Genomic DNA, 14,264 nt, shown 5'->3' with positions numbered 1-14,264 from the left:
CGGCCCTAGCCGTGGTCCGCGCCGTTGCCGGTGTCCTCCCACAGGACATCCAGGTTGTGGAAGATCACGGGTCCGTCGCATAGTTTGGCCATCTTGGACGCGAACTCGGACGTCTCGGGCCGGCCGGAGTTCTCCATGGCAGAGTCGAAGGAATCGAACTCGACGATGGTGAAGTAGGTCCCCGGATGGTCCCGGTCCGCGGTGGCAACAATGCTGCGGAACGTGGCCGGGGTGCTTCCGCCGGTTCGTGAAGGACGGCCCAGCTCCTCGATCTCCTCGATGCGGGAGGTCCTGAATTCGATGATCTGCACAAACCCGGGCATAACGGCTCCTCGACGGCGGTGGACGCTGATGCCGAACAGGCTAGCCCCCAACGCGGCCGGTGCACAGGGGAGAAGTGCCCTAATGCGGCAGCAGCCGGATGATGCTTTGCGGTCGGTGCGGCCGGCAGGTCACGTCTTCAGCTCGGCAGCTGCGAAGGACACAGCGAAACGGGCACACCAGATGCTCACCGAGGTGTAGTCGCCCAGAACAGCTGCGGCCGGAATCTCGTAGTTTTGATCGCCTTTGTTAGCTTTGAGCGCGCCCAGGTCCAGGTAGGCGCCGTCGTCGAAGACGTGCCACCTGCGAGGCCCTCGATGACGGGGGCGTCGCTCAGCCACACCTTCAGGTCCGGCCCGTCAGAGGTGTCAAGGCCCTCGAGCCGGAGGATCCGGCTCCCGTCGGCGAGCTCAAGAATCCTCACCGTTCCGGAGCTGGCATGTTCGTGGCTGATGAGCTGGCCGGTCGCCAGTTCCCGCGGGGCGGCGGGTGCGGCGGGTCCGGCCGGTGCGTCGGGCGTGGCGGATGCAGCAGGGGCGCTGGGCTCCGCCGTTGCTTCCTGCGACGGGGCAGCGGCCGGGGCAGCTGACGGGATGTCCTCGGTCACGGTGGAGCTCGTGAAGATCCGCCAGGGCTGGAACAGGTAGAGTCCTACAGCCACCGCAATTGCAGCCACGAACAAACCCGCGAGGATGGCAGCGCGCTTTCCCATAACAACTCAACGAGCGGACTGATGACGCCGTTCCTCCGCGGGCGCGGACAGCGGCCTCCTCCACAGCGCCACCGCGAGGACTGCCACCCACAGCAGGAACGCCCCGATGCTGATTCTCTCCCCGATGCCGAGCACGAGGTTCGGCCCCGGGGCTGCCATGAACGCCACCATGCCCATGAGCGCAGAGGCAAGGAGCGAGAGGATTGAGTACCACCGCATCCGGCCGTGGAATCCCGCCGCCACGAAGCACATCGCGCCGACCATCAGCGCGAGCTGGATGTTGGTGGCGAGGATGTGCATGGGAACGGACGTCTCGTCTCCCAGCGTCAGCGGGTACAACGCTCCCATGATGTTCCACAGCCCGTACGCGGTCAGCAGGCCGCCGGCGATGCGCAGGGCGCGGTTCCCGTGGACGGAATTCCACACGCCTGCTCCGAAAGCTACGAACAGGGCTGTGTAGAGCCACGTGAACGGGACCAGGACGTCGCGGCCGGGGGATCCCACCGCGAACAGTTCGCTCACCATCTGTTCGCTGCGGAGGTACCCGTCCCATCGGGATGCCGCCAGCCCGTCCGTGGCAACCACATAGAGCAGCGAGGAGACCGGCCCGGCAGCCAGGAGGACCCTCCGGAGGGTGCCGTCCCGTACGCTCCTGGTGTGTGCGGCCCGCCCTTGGTGGGGGTGGCGCCCTTCTGCGATTGGCATTGTGGAACGTTCCTCAGAGCCCGCGTTCTGGTAGGGCTTGCTGCAGGATCTTCGGGCGTTGGGCCCTGATGCCTGCTTGTTTCAGCGTGTGCCGTCTTGCCGGAGGTGGGTAGGGCCGAACGGCCTTGTCCGGGTTAGTCGATGGCCTCGATGCCCTGCCGTTTCAGTTCCTCCAGATGGCTGCGCATGTGCTGCAGAGCCTCGGGGGAGTGGTTTCTCCCCGTGGCTGCCTATCCCAGGATGTACCCCACGACGTCGACGATCACGTGGGTTCCGCCTGAGGACGAGTTCCGCACCGTGATCCTGCCGTCGGCGCCGATGGGTACCACGGCGAAGTTGGCTACCGTCTGGCCTTGGGAGTAGTTGACATTGGAGGTGGTGGGCAGTGCCTTGCCCGCGGGGTACGCAATGAGGTGCCCGTACGACTTCGGTTCGGTCGCAGTCAGGTTCACCATTGCCGCTTTCGCGCCCGCCGGGACGGTGTGTGCGTCGGCGACAGCCACGCTGATGTCTTTTCCAGCTCCCACCGGAGCGGAGGACTGGCGGGTATCCACCAGGCGTTTGGGTGCCACGGACTGGTAGGTGCCGGCGGTAGTGGCTTGGCCCTTCCTGAAGTACCCCATCACGTCAACAATGATGCCCACGGATCCGGGCGAGGTGTTGGCAATGCTGATCTTTCCGTCGGCGCTCACGGGTACGACGGCCAGGTTGGGGGTGTCACCCGTGGCCCAGTCGTAGTTCACGTTGGAGGTTGCAGGCCGGGCGGTTCCGGTGGCGAATGCGGTCAGGTGGCCATAGCTGGTTTGTGATCCGGTATCCCAGGACCAGACGCGGGCTGCTGTCAGGTTCACCACCACAGCCCCGGCGTCAGTGGGCATTTTGGACAGGCCCGCCAGCTGGACATCGAACTGCTGGCCGCCGGGGGTGCCGCCCGTGCCACGGCTGTCGGCCGCCCGGAACGGCGTGAGTGGATGGTAACCTCCGGCGTCCGCCGGCAAGCCGCCGGTGAAGTAGCCCGCGACGTCGGCAAGCAGATGGGCAGGGCCCTGCCCTTCGTTGCCCAGGACAATCCTGCCGTCCTTGACGGGCACGATGACGTAGTTGGGTACGGTCTCCTGCTCGTCATAGTTGACGTTGGAGGTGTCGGGTATCCCAGCGCCGAAAGGAACGGCGTAGATGTGCCCGTACGACGACGGCTCGGTCACCGTAAGGTTTAGGGCCACAGCGCTGGCGTCGGCGGGGATGCCGGCTTTTCCTGCCACCTGCACAATGCGTTTGGTGTTTGCGGCTACGGGAAGGAGGCTTGTCCGGGTATCGAGGATCCGGGTGGGGGAAACCGGGACGAACTTGCCAGCCTCCGGGGACGGCGTCCGGCCTGCCGTGGCGTAGGACAGCGTCCCGGCGTCCACGGCCTGGCCGTTGCGGATGGAGAGTGTCTGGGCCTTTTCGCGTTCCCGGACATTTCCTGAATACAGGTGGCCGAGAGGGAAGAGGCTGTTGGAATAGGGGTCGAAGTTCGTTTCCAGGATGTAGTCACCGTCGGAAAGCCCCGAGATGGAAAACCTGCCGGAAGTATCGGTCCACGCGGTGCGTTCCTCCACTGAACCATTCAGCGACAGTGTGTTGACCGAGTGTGACGTGAGGGGCGCGCCGTCAGTACCGAGGATGAGGCCTGAGACGGCACCGCCCCGAGTCATGACGGCATCGATTCCGGATGTTGCCTGTCCTGCGGAGACCGTGACATCGGCGCCTGCACTGTATCCGGCTCCTTCGGCACGTCCCGGAAAGAACTGTGGCATCAAGGGTGAAGAGGTGGAGCGAAATCCCACATCACCGAACCGCACCTTGAAGGCTCCCGGCCCGATCCGTCCCAAAACGTACTTGCCGGCGGCATCGGTCCGGGCCGAACTGACAATGCGGCCCAGCGAGTCCAGGAGCCTGACGCCCACCGTGGCGCCATCGGCTCCGGAAACGGTCCCCGTAATTGAACCCCCGGGTTTCATGATGAGTTGCAGGTCCGTGCGCATCTCACCCGGTGCCAGGTTGAGTGGTTCCGCGGAGCCAAACTGGCCTGCGGTGGGGTACCACATGAACGCGAAGCCGGACTCCGGCGTGCTGCTGCCGAAGCAGAGTTTGAGAGGCCCTGGCGGTACCTGGGGGAAGTGGAACGCGCCATCAGTACCGAACGTAGTGCTGGCTACTCTGTTGCCGTTTTCGGAAAACAAGGTGACAAAGCCGGATTCCGGCGCCGATCCCGAAGGGAATACGGCGGTGCCTCCGAGGCTGGCCGGTTGCAGCACATTGATGTTGATGCCGGAGGTGTCTGTCCCTGCTGCGACGTTCACCGGCTTGGCTGCCTGCTCGTCGGATCCGCTGCCGTACCAGGTTTCCAGCAGGGGGTTAGCGCCGGGCTGTACCTGAACCGTGTAGGTGTTGGCGCCGAGGCCCGCAATGCGGTAGCTGCCGTCGGGAGCAACTCCAGCTGATCGGATTATGGCCGGAACTGTTGTGCGGTGTGGGGAAATAAACTCGCCCACCGCAACAACGGTGAGGCCAGTGAGGTCAGTACCCGCAGGCGCGGAGATCACTCCGGTGATGGCGGAGCCGGGGGACATGGCAATGTCCACGCCAGTAACTGTCCGGCGGTTGACGGGAATGTTTGTTGAGTTCTCCTGCCGGGGGACGTTGCCGTACCAGGTGTCGGCCAGGCCGGTTTCGCCGCCCAGAACTTTGACATTGGCGTACTCAAGCCAGCTGTAGGGCGCCCTGTAGCGGCCGTCGGCGCCAACCGGAACGGGGGTATGTCCTTGATAGCTCTGGATGTCATGGATCTGAACCTGGAGCTGGTCGAGTTTGGTGCCGGGCGGGGCGGTCACCGTGCCCTCGATATACGCGGAAGGTGCGTAATCGTCGGCTGTAGCGGGCCCCGGCCCGGCCGCCAGGACTGTGAGAAGCCCGGCTGTAAGTCCTGCAAGAATCCTTAATGACGCGGTGCGTAGCACGCCGCCGCCTTTCAGTCACGGCGGCCCACGCCGCACCCCCAATGTGCTGCCTCCCAGAGCAGCAAAGCCAGTCTAGAGCCGTAGCCGGGAGCTTGCCATCAACTCGATGGAATTATTTCCTGCGGGTAGACCACCCGTGGCCCGCACGCGCCTATTGACTGCCTGCAGGCGGAGGAATAGTTTCTGCGATAGCGGGGTCAAACACCCCGTTTCCACGGAATGAAGGGCCGGATCTGGGCCGCTCCTGCACCGCAAACACAGGAGGACAACATCATGCCGAAGTACTTGTTTGAAGCAACGTACGTGGGCCAGGGAATCAAGGGGCTCATGGAGGAGGGCGGCACCAAACGCCGGGACGCCTTGACGGAGGCCCTGAAATCCGTTGGGGGAACGCTTGAGAGCTTCTACTACGCGTTTGGCTACTACGACGTTCTTGGCGTTTTCGAGGCGCCGGACGACGCCAGTGCTGCAGCGTTGTCGCTGCTGATCAATTCGACGGGCAGCGTAAACGTCCGGCTGAAGCCTCTCCTGACGGTCGAGGACCTTGACGAAGCAGCCAAGAAGACGCCGACCTACCGGGCGCCGGGACAGTAGGGGAGCTGGCAGACAGCCAGCGGGCCGCCGTCGTACATTCACGACGGCGGCTGTCTAGGGTCCGTAAGGTCGGGTGGCCCCGGTGTGCGGGGGCCTGTCCTTCAGCAGGACAGTCGCGGCGATGACGCCCCCGGCTGCCACGAGGGCCAGCGGGCTCTGCAGGATTGTGCCCAGGATGGCCAGCCCCGAATCGGACACGGGCCTGGACGCCGCGAACAGGCAGGCAACGTCCATCGCGAAGGCGGCCGCGTAGCCAGCGCCGAAGCAGAGGAGAAGTGCAGGGGTCCTGTAGTCCTTGGTGAACGCCCTCACGGCTGCGTCGTAGGCAAGGTATTTGAGGCCGACGATCGTGGGGGCGAAAGTCAGAACGAAGAAGACGTCCAGGTCCTCCGGGAATTTCCTGAGCGGAACGTTCGCGTCTCCCTGGTAGACACCGGCTGAGTGAAACCACATGCTGCCCACCTGGGCCGCGATCAGCAGGACCGAGACCACGGCGTACCTCAGCGCTGTTCCACCCCGGGTCATCCCTAAAGCCATGGCTCAGTATGGCACTCGGACACCGGGCGGCCCGGCACCCGGCCAGCGGGCCGCCGTCGTACATTGACGACGGCGGCCCGGGCGGTGGCCCCGGCGGCGCCAACCTGTTGCTGGACTCAGGAAACCTGGTCTACCGCAACCACAATCTTGCCGCGGGTGTGCCCCTCCATGTTTGAGCGGAAGGCATCCGCGGCCTTGTCCAGCGGGAAGACCCCGGCGACTTCCACACGGATATTCCTGCTGTCCACCAGATCGGCGAGTTCCTGGAGGTCGGTTCCCACGGGATTGACCCACATCCAGTCGCCCCCGTGCTGTTCCACGTCACTGTCGGCGATCGAGGCGTGCCGGCCTCCCTCGGCCAGCACCGCCAGCGTCGCGTCGAGATTCCCGCCCACAAAGTCGGCAACAACGTCCACGCCGTCCGGGCGCAGTGCCCGTACGCGGTCCGCGAGCCCGTCCCCGTACGCAACCGGCTCGGCTCCCAGGGAGCGGAGGAATTCGTGGTTCTTCTCCGAGGCCGTGGCAATAACACTCGCGCCGCGGGCCACCGCGATCTGGATGCCCAGGGAGCCCACGCCTCCGGAACCGCCGTGGATCAGGACGGTTTCGCCTGCTTTCAGGCCCAGCCGGTTGAGGACCTGGTAGGCGGTCAGTCCGGCCAGCGGCAGCCCTGCCGACTCGTTCCACCCGAGAGAGGCCGGCTTCCGGGCCAGGAGCCGCTCCGGCAGCGCGATGTACTCGGCAAAGCTTCCGCCGTGGACGTAGTCCTTGCGGCCGTAGGCGATGACCTCGTCGCCGGGCTGGAACTGCCGGGCATCGATGCCCACCGACTCCACTACCCCTGCCACATCCCAGCCGGGGATGGCGGGGAACTCCAGGTCCATGACGGCGTCGAGGCCGCCGGCCATGATCTTCCAGTCCACCGGGTTCACCGCGGCAGCCTTGACTCTGACCAGGACCATGCCGGGCCCCACTTTTGGCATCGGCTGATCGCCAAATTCGAGGACGTCCGGGTTTCCGTATGTGGTGTAAGTAATTGCCTTCATGACTGCCACAACGGCATGGCGGCGCTTCGGTATTCCGGTTCCCCGCGCAAAGTGGCGAACCGCACGGGGACAGCGACCGGCAGCGGAGCGGGCATGGAGTCCGTGCCTGGGCATGAGCGGCAGGACCCGTAGACTCGGGGTCATGTCTCTTGGGGGGATGCCGGTCCGGCGCATAAGAATGTCCATGGCTGCGGCCGTTCTGGCCATGCCGCTGGCGGGGTGTGAGTACAGCGGCCCGGACGGGCCGCCGGCGCCTTCATCCCCGCCGCCCGCAACGCCGTCGGCCGCGTCCTTCAAGGACAACATCAGCGAAGTCACGCGCTTGCTCGGCGCGTCCCCTGCGGACCCCGGTATGCCGTCGGAGGCTGAACCTGCCGGGAAGCTGACCCTTGAGCTGGCGCCCGGAGACTACCTGGTCACCGGCGCCTGCGCAGGGGTCTACGGGGCCAAGCTCACCCTTGTGAAGGCGGACGGCGTCCCGGAAGTGACCAGCTTCGAGTGCACCGCCAAGCTGGACCGCTTTGTCAGGCACGACGGCGGGCCCCTCACCATCAGCGCGGTGCCGCCCACGGGCAGGCCCGCCGCAACGGGCGTCAAGGTGCAGGCCAACCCTGACCGCAGGGCATCGGAGCTCGAAGACCTTTCAGACTGGGCAGCACAGCAGCTGCAACCAGGTTTGCCCGGCGAACTGCGGGGCACCGGCAGCGGGAACACCACCACCACCGCCAGCCTGTCGGCCCCGCCGGGCCAGTATGAACTGCACCTGGTCTGTGCCGGACTGCCGGTAGCCGAGCTGTCCGTTTCCACCTGGAAGGGAGCGGAAGTCCTCGCCCCCGTGCAGGTCCCTTGCGGCGGGAGCGTGTTCAAGGCACCGGTGGTGCTGCCCACTGAAGGGGCGGACCTCACGATGGGACCCGGGGGCCTGGACAGCCGGTTCGCATACCGGCTTGTCCCTGCAGGCCAGCCCTGAACCCAGCCCGAAGGCCGAGGACCGGGCTGGGCGTAGGGTGGGAGGCGGACGAAAGGAGCATTTCATGAAGAAAATCCTCATGGTTTTGACCAGCGTTTCCGAGATCGGCGATACGGGAGAGAAGACCGGCTACAACGTGGCCGAGGCTGCACATCCCTGGAAGGTGTTCAAGGATTCCGGGCATTTCGTCGACTTTGCGTCCATCCAGGGCGGGCAGCCGCCGCGCGACGAGGTGGACACGAAGGACCCCATCCAGGTCGCCTTCACGGAGGATGAGACCACCCGCGCCGGCCTCTACAACACGGCCCGCGTGGACGTTGTTGATCCGGAGCAGTACGACGCCGTCTATCTCGTGGGCGGCCACGGCACCATGTGGGACTTCCCGGACAGCGAAGGCCTGCAGAACCTGGTGGCCAGCGTCTACAACAACGGCGGTCTGGTGGGCGCGGTCTGCCATGGGCCGGCCGGCCTGCTGAACGTGGAGCTGGAGAACGGGCTCCGCCTCGTGGAGGGCCGCAAGGTGGCCGCCTTCACCAATGACGAGGAGGTGGCTGCGGGCAAGGACAAGGTCATTCCGTTCTTCCTGGCAGACCGGCTTGAGGAGCAGGGTGCCACGCACGTCTCCGCCGGTGTCTTCGAGGAAAAGGTTGTGGTTGACGAGCGCCTGGTGACCGGCCAGAACCCGGCGTCGGCTGCCGGCGTGGCCAAGGAGATGGAGAAGCTGTTCGCAGTGGTCATCCACCAGGAAAAGGCCGAGGAACAGCACGACGCTGAGGCTCTGCGCGCCGAGAAGGACGCCGTCAAGGCGGCTGCCGCCGCGGAAGCTGAGCAGTAACACCAGCACTGAAACTGACGGCCACCCGGATGAGGTGGCCGTCAGTTTTGCGTCCGGGCGGCGGCAGCCGGGGTGCAGCCTTAGGCTTGGCCTATGTCTACTGATGAAGAGAAGGACCCTCCCGTCCCCGCAGACGTGGAGGGCAAGATCCCGAAAAAGGTCCACGACAAGCCAGTCAGCGATGACGGTGAGGCAGCGGCCGACGAACCCAAGGACTGATAAGCACGACGGCGGCGTCCGGGTTGGGTGCCGCCGGTACAGCCAGCCGGGGGGCTGTCACGTCCGTTTGTCCGCTAGGAAGGGTCGGTGAACTCGAGTCCGCGCTCTTTCAGGGCGGCTTCGAGTAGTCGAATTGCCCTGGGCCCCACGCCGTGCAGGGCGAGCAGCTCGCCAGGACCGTGCGACGCCACCTGCGCCAGTGTCGTGATGCCTGCCTGCAGCAGGGCGCTGTTGGCTGGTCGGCCCAGGGGAGGCAGGTCCCCGATCTGTGCAGGGGTGTCTCGGGTGCTCATGGGAAACAGGGTACCGGCGCCGGGATCAGCAGCACCAAAGAGTCCTGCATCAGGCCTTGAACGGTGGGCGCCGACCGCCCTACAGTGACAGCCAACGACCACTTCAGGAGAGGCGCCATGTCCCTTGTCCGCGTACATAACTTCTCGGTCTCCCTCGATGGCTTCGGCACCGGCGAGGGCCAGCAGCTGGACGCTCCGTTCGGCCACGCGGGCACGCGGCTGCTTGAGTGGGCCTTCGAGACGCGGACCTTCCGCGCGATGGGCCTCCACGGGGAGTCGGAGGGATCTTTCGGCGTCGACGAGGCTTTCGCCAGCCAGTGGGGACCCGGGGTCGGCGTCGAAATCATGGGGCGCAACAAGTTCGGTCCCCAGCGCGGTCCCTGGGAAAACGAGGACTGGAAGGGGTGGTGGGGCGATAACCCTGTGTTCCACACTCCTGTGGTTGTCCTGACACACCATCCCCGGCCGGTCCTCGAAATGGAAGGCGGGACAACCTTCCATTTTGTTGACGCGGACCCTGCCTCCGCCCTGGAACAGGCCCGTGCCCTTGCCCCCGGCATGGACGTCAGGATCGGTGGCGGCGCCAGCACGGTCCGGCAGTTCCTCGAGGCCGGCCTGATAGACCACATGCACGTCGTCCTCGTGCCGATCCTGCTGGGCCGGGGTGAACGGCTCTGGGACGGACTCGAGGGCCTCGAAGAACGCTTCGACATTGAAGCGACCCCGTCCCCGAGCGGGGTGGTGCATCTGGTCTTCACCCGTCGCGCGGCGGTGTAGGCAGGGCTCCCGCAGCCTTCCACTTCCCTGAAGCGGCTGGCCCGAGCTGCTGTGGTCAGAGGTCGTGGGGACAAATTTCAGTGCCGGCCAGTTCAGGCCTTCCCTGTCCGTATGAGCGTTGGTCCTCGCTTCCGGCCCAGATGACACCGCCTCCGGGACAGGGCATCACATCGAACGCCCGGCCATCAAGGTGCGCCCGCAGGTGGCGCCCGTCGTCCTCCACCACGTCCCAGCCGGCCGCGGGCAGCGCTGTCCGATAGTGCTGCAACACATCGACGCCTCCCGGGAGCACAAACCAGCGGGTACAGCCGGCCACACCACTCATGCCGCCACCCTTGAATTGGCCGACGTGGTCGATGGAATCGAACACCTCCTGGGCCTCACGGTCTGCGGTGGCCATGGGCTCGCCGGTGCCCTGGGACACGCATTGCGGAGCGGAAACAAACTGGTTCGCCATCTTCTGCCCCAGCGCCAAGGGGGTGACAACGAACATCCCGAGCAGCATGAGGACAGGGATGGCCACGGCCGTCAGCCGCATCCACAGTTTTGTCGAGAGCATGAGGCCGATCAGGGCAACCACCAGGACCACGCCGAACGCCAATCCGGAGGGGCCGGTTGCCAACCCCCACGTGAGCCCCTCGAACGCGGATCCGGTGACATCGCCGTACATTGCCATGAAACCGTAGTGGACCAGCACGGCCAGCAGCGCCAGTCCTGCCCCTATGGCGAGCAGCACCGCGGCGGAGACAGTCCGGCCGGTCGCGGGCATGGCTTATTGTATTCCCGGTCCCGTCCGCGAGGCAGGGGGACGAAGTCCCTAGCATGCTCCGCCGGCGGCCCCAGGGTTTACCCCGCCACCGCAGCCTTCGCCTCCTGCTTGGCCTGCATCCACTCGCTCAGCCACGGGGCGCGGACGCTGGAGGTGATCCGGCAGTCGGCCACGAAGGTTCCCTGGGCGCCGGCATCGATCCAGTCCTGCAGCGCGGACAAGTCCGCAAGAGACCGGATGATCGCCGACTCCGCACCCAGCGCGCGGGCAACACCGCTGAAGTCCACCTCGGGGATCAGCATGGGCTTCTCGGTCAGGCCCTGCGAACCGTACTGGTGGATCTCGGCCCCATAGGCGGCGTCGTTGTAGATCACCACGATCGCACTCCGGGCCGCACCGATGAGCGAATCGAGGTCCGCCAGGCCCATCAGGAAACCGCCGTCGCCGGAGGCCAGCACCAGGGTGCGGCCGTCCTCCAGCGCACGGGCTGCCCCGACGGCGCTCGCAAGTCCCAGCCCGATGGACTGGAAAGCGGTCCCCACCATCACCAGGTCCTGCGGCCGCGGAATGTTCCAGTACATGGGTGCCCAGCCGATGAAGTGCCCGCCGTCCTGGACCACCGTGCGGCGCTCCGGCAGCACGGCATCCAGTGCGGCGGCAAGGGCGCGCGGGTCCAGCCGCCCGTCCGGGGTCTCCTCAGATCCCGGGTGGTGCCCCGGGCCGACGGCCAGACGCCGGGAGGCTTCCGCCCGCCAGCCTTCCGCCGCAGCCTCGCCATCCAGCAGTTGGAGCAGACGCGAAGCAGCCGTCTTCGCGTCCGCGCTGACGAACAGGTCCACCCGCGGGTGCGTCGGCTGCAGGCCGGCGTCGATCTGGATCACCGTGCTGTCCGGGCCGAGCAGGTGCCCGAACCGCATGGTGAAGGGGCTCAGGCTCGCCCCTGCCACCAGGACCACGTCCGCCTCGCCCATGAGCCCGGCCGCGGTGTCGGTGCCGAAACCGCCGGCCACGCCCAGGTACCCCTCGCCATTGAGGAGGTTGAGCGCCAGAGCGGTTCCGGCGGTCAGTGCGCCGAGCCGGTCGGCGAGCTCCCGGAGCTCCGGGCCGGCACCGGCGAGGTGCGCACCGCGGCCGGCCAGGATCAGCGGCCGCCTGGCACCGGCGAGCAGGCGGGCTGCCTGCCCAAGGCCGCCGTCGACGTCGTCCGTCACCTTCGGTGCGTGCGTCTCGGGAAGCTCCTCGTCCGCAGCCTCGAGAGCCGCGAGGTCGTAGGGGATGGCAAGCACGACGGCGGTGCGCCGGGTGAGTGCGTACTCCACCGCCTGCCGGGTGACGGCGCCGGCGGCGTCGCGGGTGACGGTGAAGGTGGCCGCGCCCAGGCCCGCGGCGATGGCCGCCTGGTCCACGTCCTGCGGCCGGGCACCGCTGGTGGGGGCGTCGCCGGTGACCAGCACCACGGGGATCTGCGCCTGGACGGCCTCCGCGAGGGCGGTGAGCGCGTTGGTGTAGCCGGGGCCGTAGGTGGTGGTGCCCGCGGCGAGGCGTCCCGACGCGCGGTAGTAGGCGTCGGCCGCGGCGATCGCGGCGCCTTCATGCCGGACGGCGGTGAAGCGGAGGCCCTGCTTCTCCGCGGCGTCAAGGAAGTAGACGTTGCCGTTGCCCATGACGCCGAAGACGTCGCTGACATAGCTGCTGAGAACCTGCGCCACGCGGCGGGAGACGGTGAGAGTAGTCATGCAGGAAGCGTGTGGCCTGCATCTCAGATTTGCAACACCGGTAAATTCTGTTGGTACTTTTGGCAGCCGCAGGCGGGAGAAGTGAAAAAATGCCCAAACGTGGTGCACGTCACCCGCGCTTACTCCGACGTGCGTGATTCCTGCTCGGACAGCCGGCTGATGAGGCCGTCGTAACGGGGTGGCATGAGTTCCATGACGGAGATGGCGGTGCTGGTCCGCTGGATCCCGTCGATCTCAAGAATCTGGTTGGTGATGCGGTGGTATAGCAGCCGTGGTTACACTCGGGTTCATGCGGAGAGTGCGGCCCTGCAAGCCTCTACCCTGCGAACTCAAATTCGACGGTAACTTCGGGATCGACGCTTTCGATGATTCCCGAGTAGAACGCCTTCGCCTGTTCCTTCAGTGCTGCTTCGTTCTGGGTGATGAAATTTTGCTTGTTCTCATCGCTGAGAATGTTGTTGATCATCTGAGTTTGAACGGCTGGCGGTGTCAACCAGCTAAGCGCGCCGCTACTCTCCAGGGGGGTCTCGAAGAAGGGACGGTCAAAGCCTATGCCGAGGAATTTAGGGATAGTCACCCGAAACGACTCCGTGCCATTGGGTTCGATCTTCACCTGTGACCCGTCGATGCCTAATTTTGCATCAAACTTGTACTGGAGCAGCGTCGTTTTCTCGCTCGCGGGCACGACCATGCCGAGAATCTCTCCATTGCTTTCCTGCCTCGCAACACCCTCGATGTGAAGGCTGAGCAAGGCGACCTCCTGCACGCGCGAGACGGCCTGAACTACCTGCGAATCGCGTTCGTTCGAATTACTGGTGAACAGAGAACCGAGCGCGAGAGCGTTGAGTCCACCGGATACGAAAACGGCGCCCGTTCCCGCGACAATCAGCAGGATGATCAGCAGGACATGCCAAAGCAGAACCTTTACTTTGAAAAACTTCATGGCTGCTTTGAAAAAGTTCATGACGATTCAGTCTCCGGTTTTGTTCGACGGCGAAACGCCTTCGGAATTCAGTGGCGTGGAACGGCCACAATGGGTCGCGGCCTTTGGTCCCCATAGAACGGTATACGCAAGCAGGAACCGGTCTATCAGGGCGCGCCCCACCGACTTGGAAATGCGGCTCCGAGCAACGGCGTTCGCTGCTTATGGTGTGCCTGTGGGGCGCTTACTCCGACGTGCGGGATTCCTGTTCGGACAGCCGGCTGATGAGGCCGTCGTAGCGGGGCGGCATGAGTTCCATGACGGAGATGGCGGTGCTTGTCCGCTGGATCCCGTCGATCTCCAGGATCTGGTTGGTGATGCGGTAGAGGTCGGCGGTGCCGCGGGCCACGACCTTGGCCATGAGGTCCGCGTCCCCGGTGGTGGCGTGCACCTCGATGACCTCCGGGATGGCGGCGAGCCCGCTTTCCACCGAGCCGAACCGCGTCTGGCTGATTTCGAGCGAGAGGAAGGCCATGAGCTCGTAGCCCAGTGCGGCGGGGTCCAGCCTGCGGCTGAAGGAGCGGAGGGCGCCGCTGCGCTCGAGCCGTGCCAGCCGGGCGTGGACGGTGTTGCGTGCGACGCCGAGTGTCCGGGAGAGTGCCAGGGCGCTGGCTTCGGGGTCCTTGTCCAGGGCAAGGATGATGCGGCCGTCGAGTGAATCGAGGGTGCGAGTGTTCGCGATGGTCATATTTTCACCACAGAAACTAGAAGTTGAGCAGAAGTCCCAATGGCTAGAGCTTATCTTGCAATGTGGGCCGGGTCACTT

The 14,264-nt window shown here is 65.6% G+C and carries 15 protein-coding genes and 2 pseudogenes; 5 read left to right on the top strand and 12 right to left on the bottom strand.

Annotation, left to right across the window (positions count from 1 at the left end; all coding sequences use genetic code 11):
• Positions 1-5: 5 nt before the first annotated feature.
• From HTS88_RS04090 to HTS88_RS04075, 4 genes and pseudogenes are all read right to left on the bottom strand, one after another.
• Positions 6-323, bottom strand: a complete 318-nt coding sequence (locus HTS88_RS04090) for a hypothetical protein (RefSeq protein ID WP_174175765.1) — start codon at positions 321-323, stop codon at positions 6-8.
• A 129-nt stretch (positions 324-452) separates the two neighbouring features.
• A pseudogene (locus HTS88_RS04085) lies at positions 453-1,033 on the bottom strand (DM13 domain-containing protein).
• Positions 1,034-1,039: 6 nt separating this feature from the next.
• Positions 1,040-1,738 (bottom strand): DUF998 domain-containing protein, encoded by a 699-nt coding sequence (locus tag HTS88_RS04080; RefSeq protein ID WP_174175763.1) that lies wholly within the window; start codon positions 1,736-1,738, stop codon positions 1,040-1,042.
• A gap of 230 nt (positions 1,739-1,968) precedes the next feature.
• On the bottom strand, positions 1,969-4,740 hold the full coding sequence (locus HTS88_RS04075; protein WP_174175761.1) for a carboxypeptidase-like regulatory domain-containing protein: 2,772 nt from the start codon (positions 4,738-4,740) through the stop codon (positions 1,969-1,971).
• Between the two features lie 273 nt (positions 4,741-5,013).
• Here HTS88_RS04075 and HTS88_RS04070 point away from each other — a divergent pair, with 273 nt between their 5' ends.
• The gene (locus HTS88_RS04070) at positions 5,014-5,334 is read left to right on the top strand and encodes a GYD domain-containing protein (protein ID WP_174175759.1); all 321 of its coding nucleotides are present in this window, start codon (positions 5,014-5,016) and stop codon (positions 5,332-5,334) included.
• Positions 5,335-5,388: 54 nt separating this feature from the next.
• Here HTS88_RS04070 and HTS88_RS04065 read toward each other — a convergent pair whose 3' ends face one another.
• Positions 5,389-5,871: a hypothetical protein gene (locus tag HTS88_RS04065; RefSeq protein WP_174175757.1), complete on the bottom strand. Its 483-nt coding sequence runs from the start codon at positions 5,869-5,871 to the stop codon at positions 5,389-5,391.
• A gap of 116 nt (positions 5,872-5,987) precedes the next feature.
• Entirely contained in the window at positions 5,988-6,917 is a 930-nt protein-coding gene (locus HTS88_RS04060; protein WP_174175755.1) for an NADP-dependent oxidoreductase, read from the bottom strand.
• Positions 6,918-7,101: 184 nt separating this feature from the next.
• On the opposite strand from HTS88_RS04060, the gene HTS88_RS04055 reads away from it, so the two are divergent.
• The 3 genes from HTS88_RS04055 (at position 7,102) to HTS88_RS22340 (ending at position 8,941) form a co-directional block, all read left to right on the top strand.
• Positions 7,102-7,887, top strand: coding sequence for a hypothetical protein (locus tag HTS88_RS04055; protein WP_174175753.1), 786 nt, complete (start codon positions 7,102-7,104; stop codon positions 7,885-7,887).
• A gap of 64 nt (positions 7,888-7,951) precedes the next feature.
• Complete coding sequence (locus HTS88_RS04050) at positions 7,952-8,722, top strand: type 1 glutamine amidotransferase domain-containing protein (protein WP_174175751.1); 771 nt, start codon at positions 7,952-7,954, stop codon at positions 8,720-8,722.
• 93 nt (positions 8,723-8,815) lie between these two features.
• Entirely contained in the window at positions 8,816-8,941 is a 126-nt protein-coding gene (locus HTS88_RS22340) for a hypothetical protein (RefSeq protein WP_281358991.1), read from the top strand.
• 74 nt (positions 8,942-9,015) lie between these two features.
• On the opposite strand, the gene HTS88_RS04045 is transcribed toward HTS88_RS22340, so the two are convergent.
• Positions 9,016-9,234 carry a helix-hairpin-helix domain-containing protein gene (locus HTS88_RS04045; RefSeq protein WP_066274063.1) on the bottom strand — a complete coding sequence of 73 codons (219 nt, stop codon included), beginning with the start codon at positions 9,232-9,234 and terminating at the stop codon, positions 9,016-9,018.
• A gap of 117 nt (positions 9,235-9,351) precedes the next feature.
• On the opposite strand from HTS88_RS04045, the gene HTS88_RS04040 reads away from it, so the two are divergent.
• Positions 9,352-10,011: a dihydrofolate reductase family protein gene (locus HTS88_RS04040; protein WP_174175749.1), complete on the top strand. Its 660-nt coding sequence runs from the start codon at positions 9,352-9,354 to the stop codon at positions 10,009-10,011.
• Between the two features lie 55 nt (positions 10,012-10,066).
• Here HTS88_RS04040 and HTS88_RS04035 read toward each other — a convergent pair whose 3' ends face one another.
• The 5 genes and pseudogenes from HTS88_RS04035 to HTS88_RS04020 all read right to left on the bottom strand — a co-directional run bounded on the left by HTS88_RS04035 (position 10,067) and on the right by HTS88_RS04020 (position 14,186).
• Positions 10,067-10,780: a hypothetical protein gene (locus HTS88_RS04035; RefSeq protein WP_174175747.1), complete on the bottom strand. Its 714-nt coding sequence runs from the start codon at positions 10,778-10,780 to the stop codon at positions 10,067-10,069.
• Positions 10,781-10,857: 77 nt separating this feature from the next.
• The gene (locus HTS88_RS04030; protein WP_174175745.1) at positions 10,858-12,516 is read right to left on the bottom strand and encodes a thiamine pyrophosphate-binding protein; all 1,659 of its coding nucleotides are present in this window, start codon (positions 12,514-12,516) and stop codon (positions 10,858-10,860) included.
• Between the two features lie 119 nt (positions 12,517-12,635).
• A pseudogene (locus tag HTS88_RS22400) lies at positions 12,636-12,776 on the bottom strand (Lrp/AsnC family transcriptional regulator); the annotation flags it as partial.
• A gap of 56 nt (positions 12,777-12,832) precedes the next feature.
• Positions 12,833-13,480, bottom strand: a complete 648-nt coding sequence (locus tag HTS88_RS04025; protein ID WP_174175743.1) for a DUF4230 domain-containing protein — start codon at positions 13,478-13,480, stop codon at positions 12,833-12,835.
• 202 nt (positions 13,481-13,682) lie between these two features.
• Complete coding sequence (locus tag HTS88_RS04020) at positions 13,683-14,186, bottom strand: Lrp/AsnC family transcriptional regulator (protein ID WP_174175741.1); 504 nt, start codon at positions 14,184-14,186, stop codon at positions 13,683-13,685.
• Between the last annotated feature and the right edge of the window lie 78 nt (positions 14,187-14,264).

The organism is Pseudarthrobacter oxydans, assembly GCF_013314975.1.
Taxonomy (GTDB): domain Bacteria; phylum Actinomycetota; class Actinomycetes; order Actinomycetales; family Micrococcaceae; genus Arthrobacter; species Arthrobacter oxydans.
This window is presented reverse-complemented; position numbering and strand designations above follow the sequence as displayed.

Bases quoted from the DNA above. Each gene is read 5' to 3' on its own strand.
- HTS88_RS04090 (WP_174175765.1), bottom strand. From the start codon at position 323: ATGCCCGGGTTTGTGCAGATCATCGAATTCAGGACCTCCCGCATCGAG.
- HTS88_RS04080 (WP_174175763.1), bottom strand. From the start codon at position 1,738: ATGCCAATCGCAGAAGGGCGCCACCCCCACCAAGGGCGGGCCGCACAC.
- HTS88_RS04070 (WP_174175759.1), top strand. From the start codon at position 5,014: ATGCCGAAGTACTTGTTTGAAGCAACGTACGTGGGCCAGGGAATCAAG.
- HTS88_RS04065 (WP_174175757.1), bottom strand. From the start codon at position 5,871: ATGGCTTTAGGGATGACCCGGGGTGGAACAGCGCTGAGGTACGCCGTG.
- HTS88_RS04060 (WP_174175755.1), bottom strand. From the start codon at position 6,917: ATGAAGGCAATTACTTACACCACATACGGAAACCCGGACGTCCTCGAA.
- HTS88_RS04055 (WP_174175753.1), top strand. From the start codon at position 7,102: ATGGCTGCGGCCGTTCTGGCCATGCCGCTGGCGGGGTGTGAGTACAGC.
- HTS88_RS04050 (WP_174175751.1), top strand. From the start codon at position 7,952: ATGAAGAAAATCCTCATGGTTTTGACCAGCGTTTCCGAGATCGGCGAT.
- HTS88_RS22340 (WP_281358991.1), top strand. From the start codon at position 8,816: ATGTCTACTGATGAAGAGAAGGACCCTCCCGTCCCCGCAGACGTGGAG.
- HTS88_RS04045 (WP_066274063.1), bottom strand. From the start codon at position 9,234: ATGAGCACCCGAGACACCCCTGCACAGATCGGGGACCTGCCTCCCCTG.
- HTS88_RS04040 (WP_174175749.1), top strand. From the start codon at position 9,352: ATGTCCCTTGTCCGCGTACATAACTTCTCGGTCTCCCTCGATGGCTTC.
- HTS88_RS04035 (WP_174175747.1), bottom strand. From the start codon at position 10,780: ATGCCCGCGACCGGCCGGACTGTCTCCGCCGCGGTGCTGCTCGCCATA.
- HTS88_RS04030 (WP_174175745.1), bottom strand. From the start codon at position 12,516: ATGACTACTCTCACCGTCTCCCGCCGCGTGGCGCAGGTTCTCAGCAGC.
- HTS88_RS04025 (WP_174175743.1), bottom strand. From the start codon at position 13,480: ATGAACTTTTTCAAAGCAGCCATGAAGTTTTTCAAAGTAAAGGTTCTG.
- HTS88_RS04020 (WP_174175741.1), bottom strand. From the start codon at position 14,186: ATGACCATCGCGAACACTCGCACCCTCGATTCACTCGACGGCCGCATC.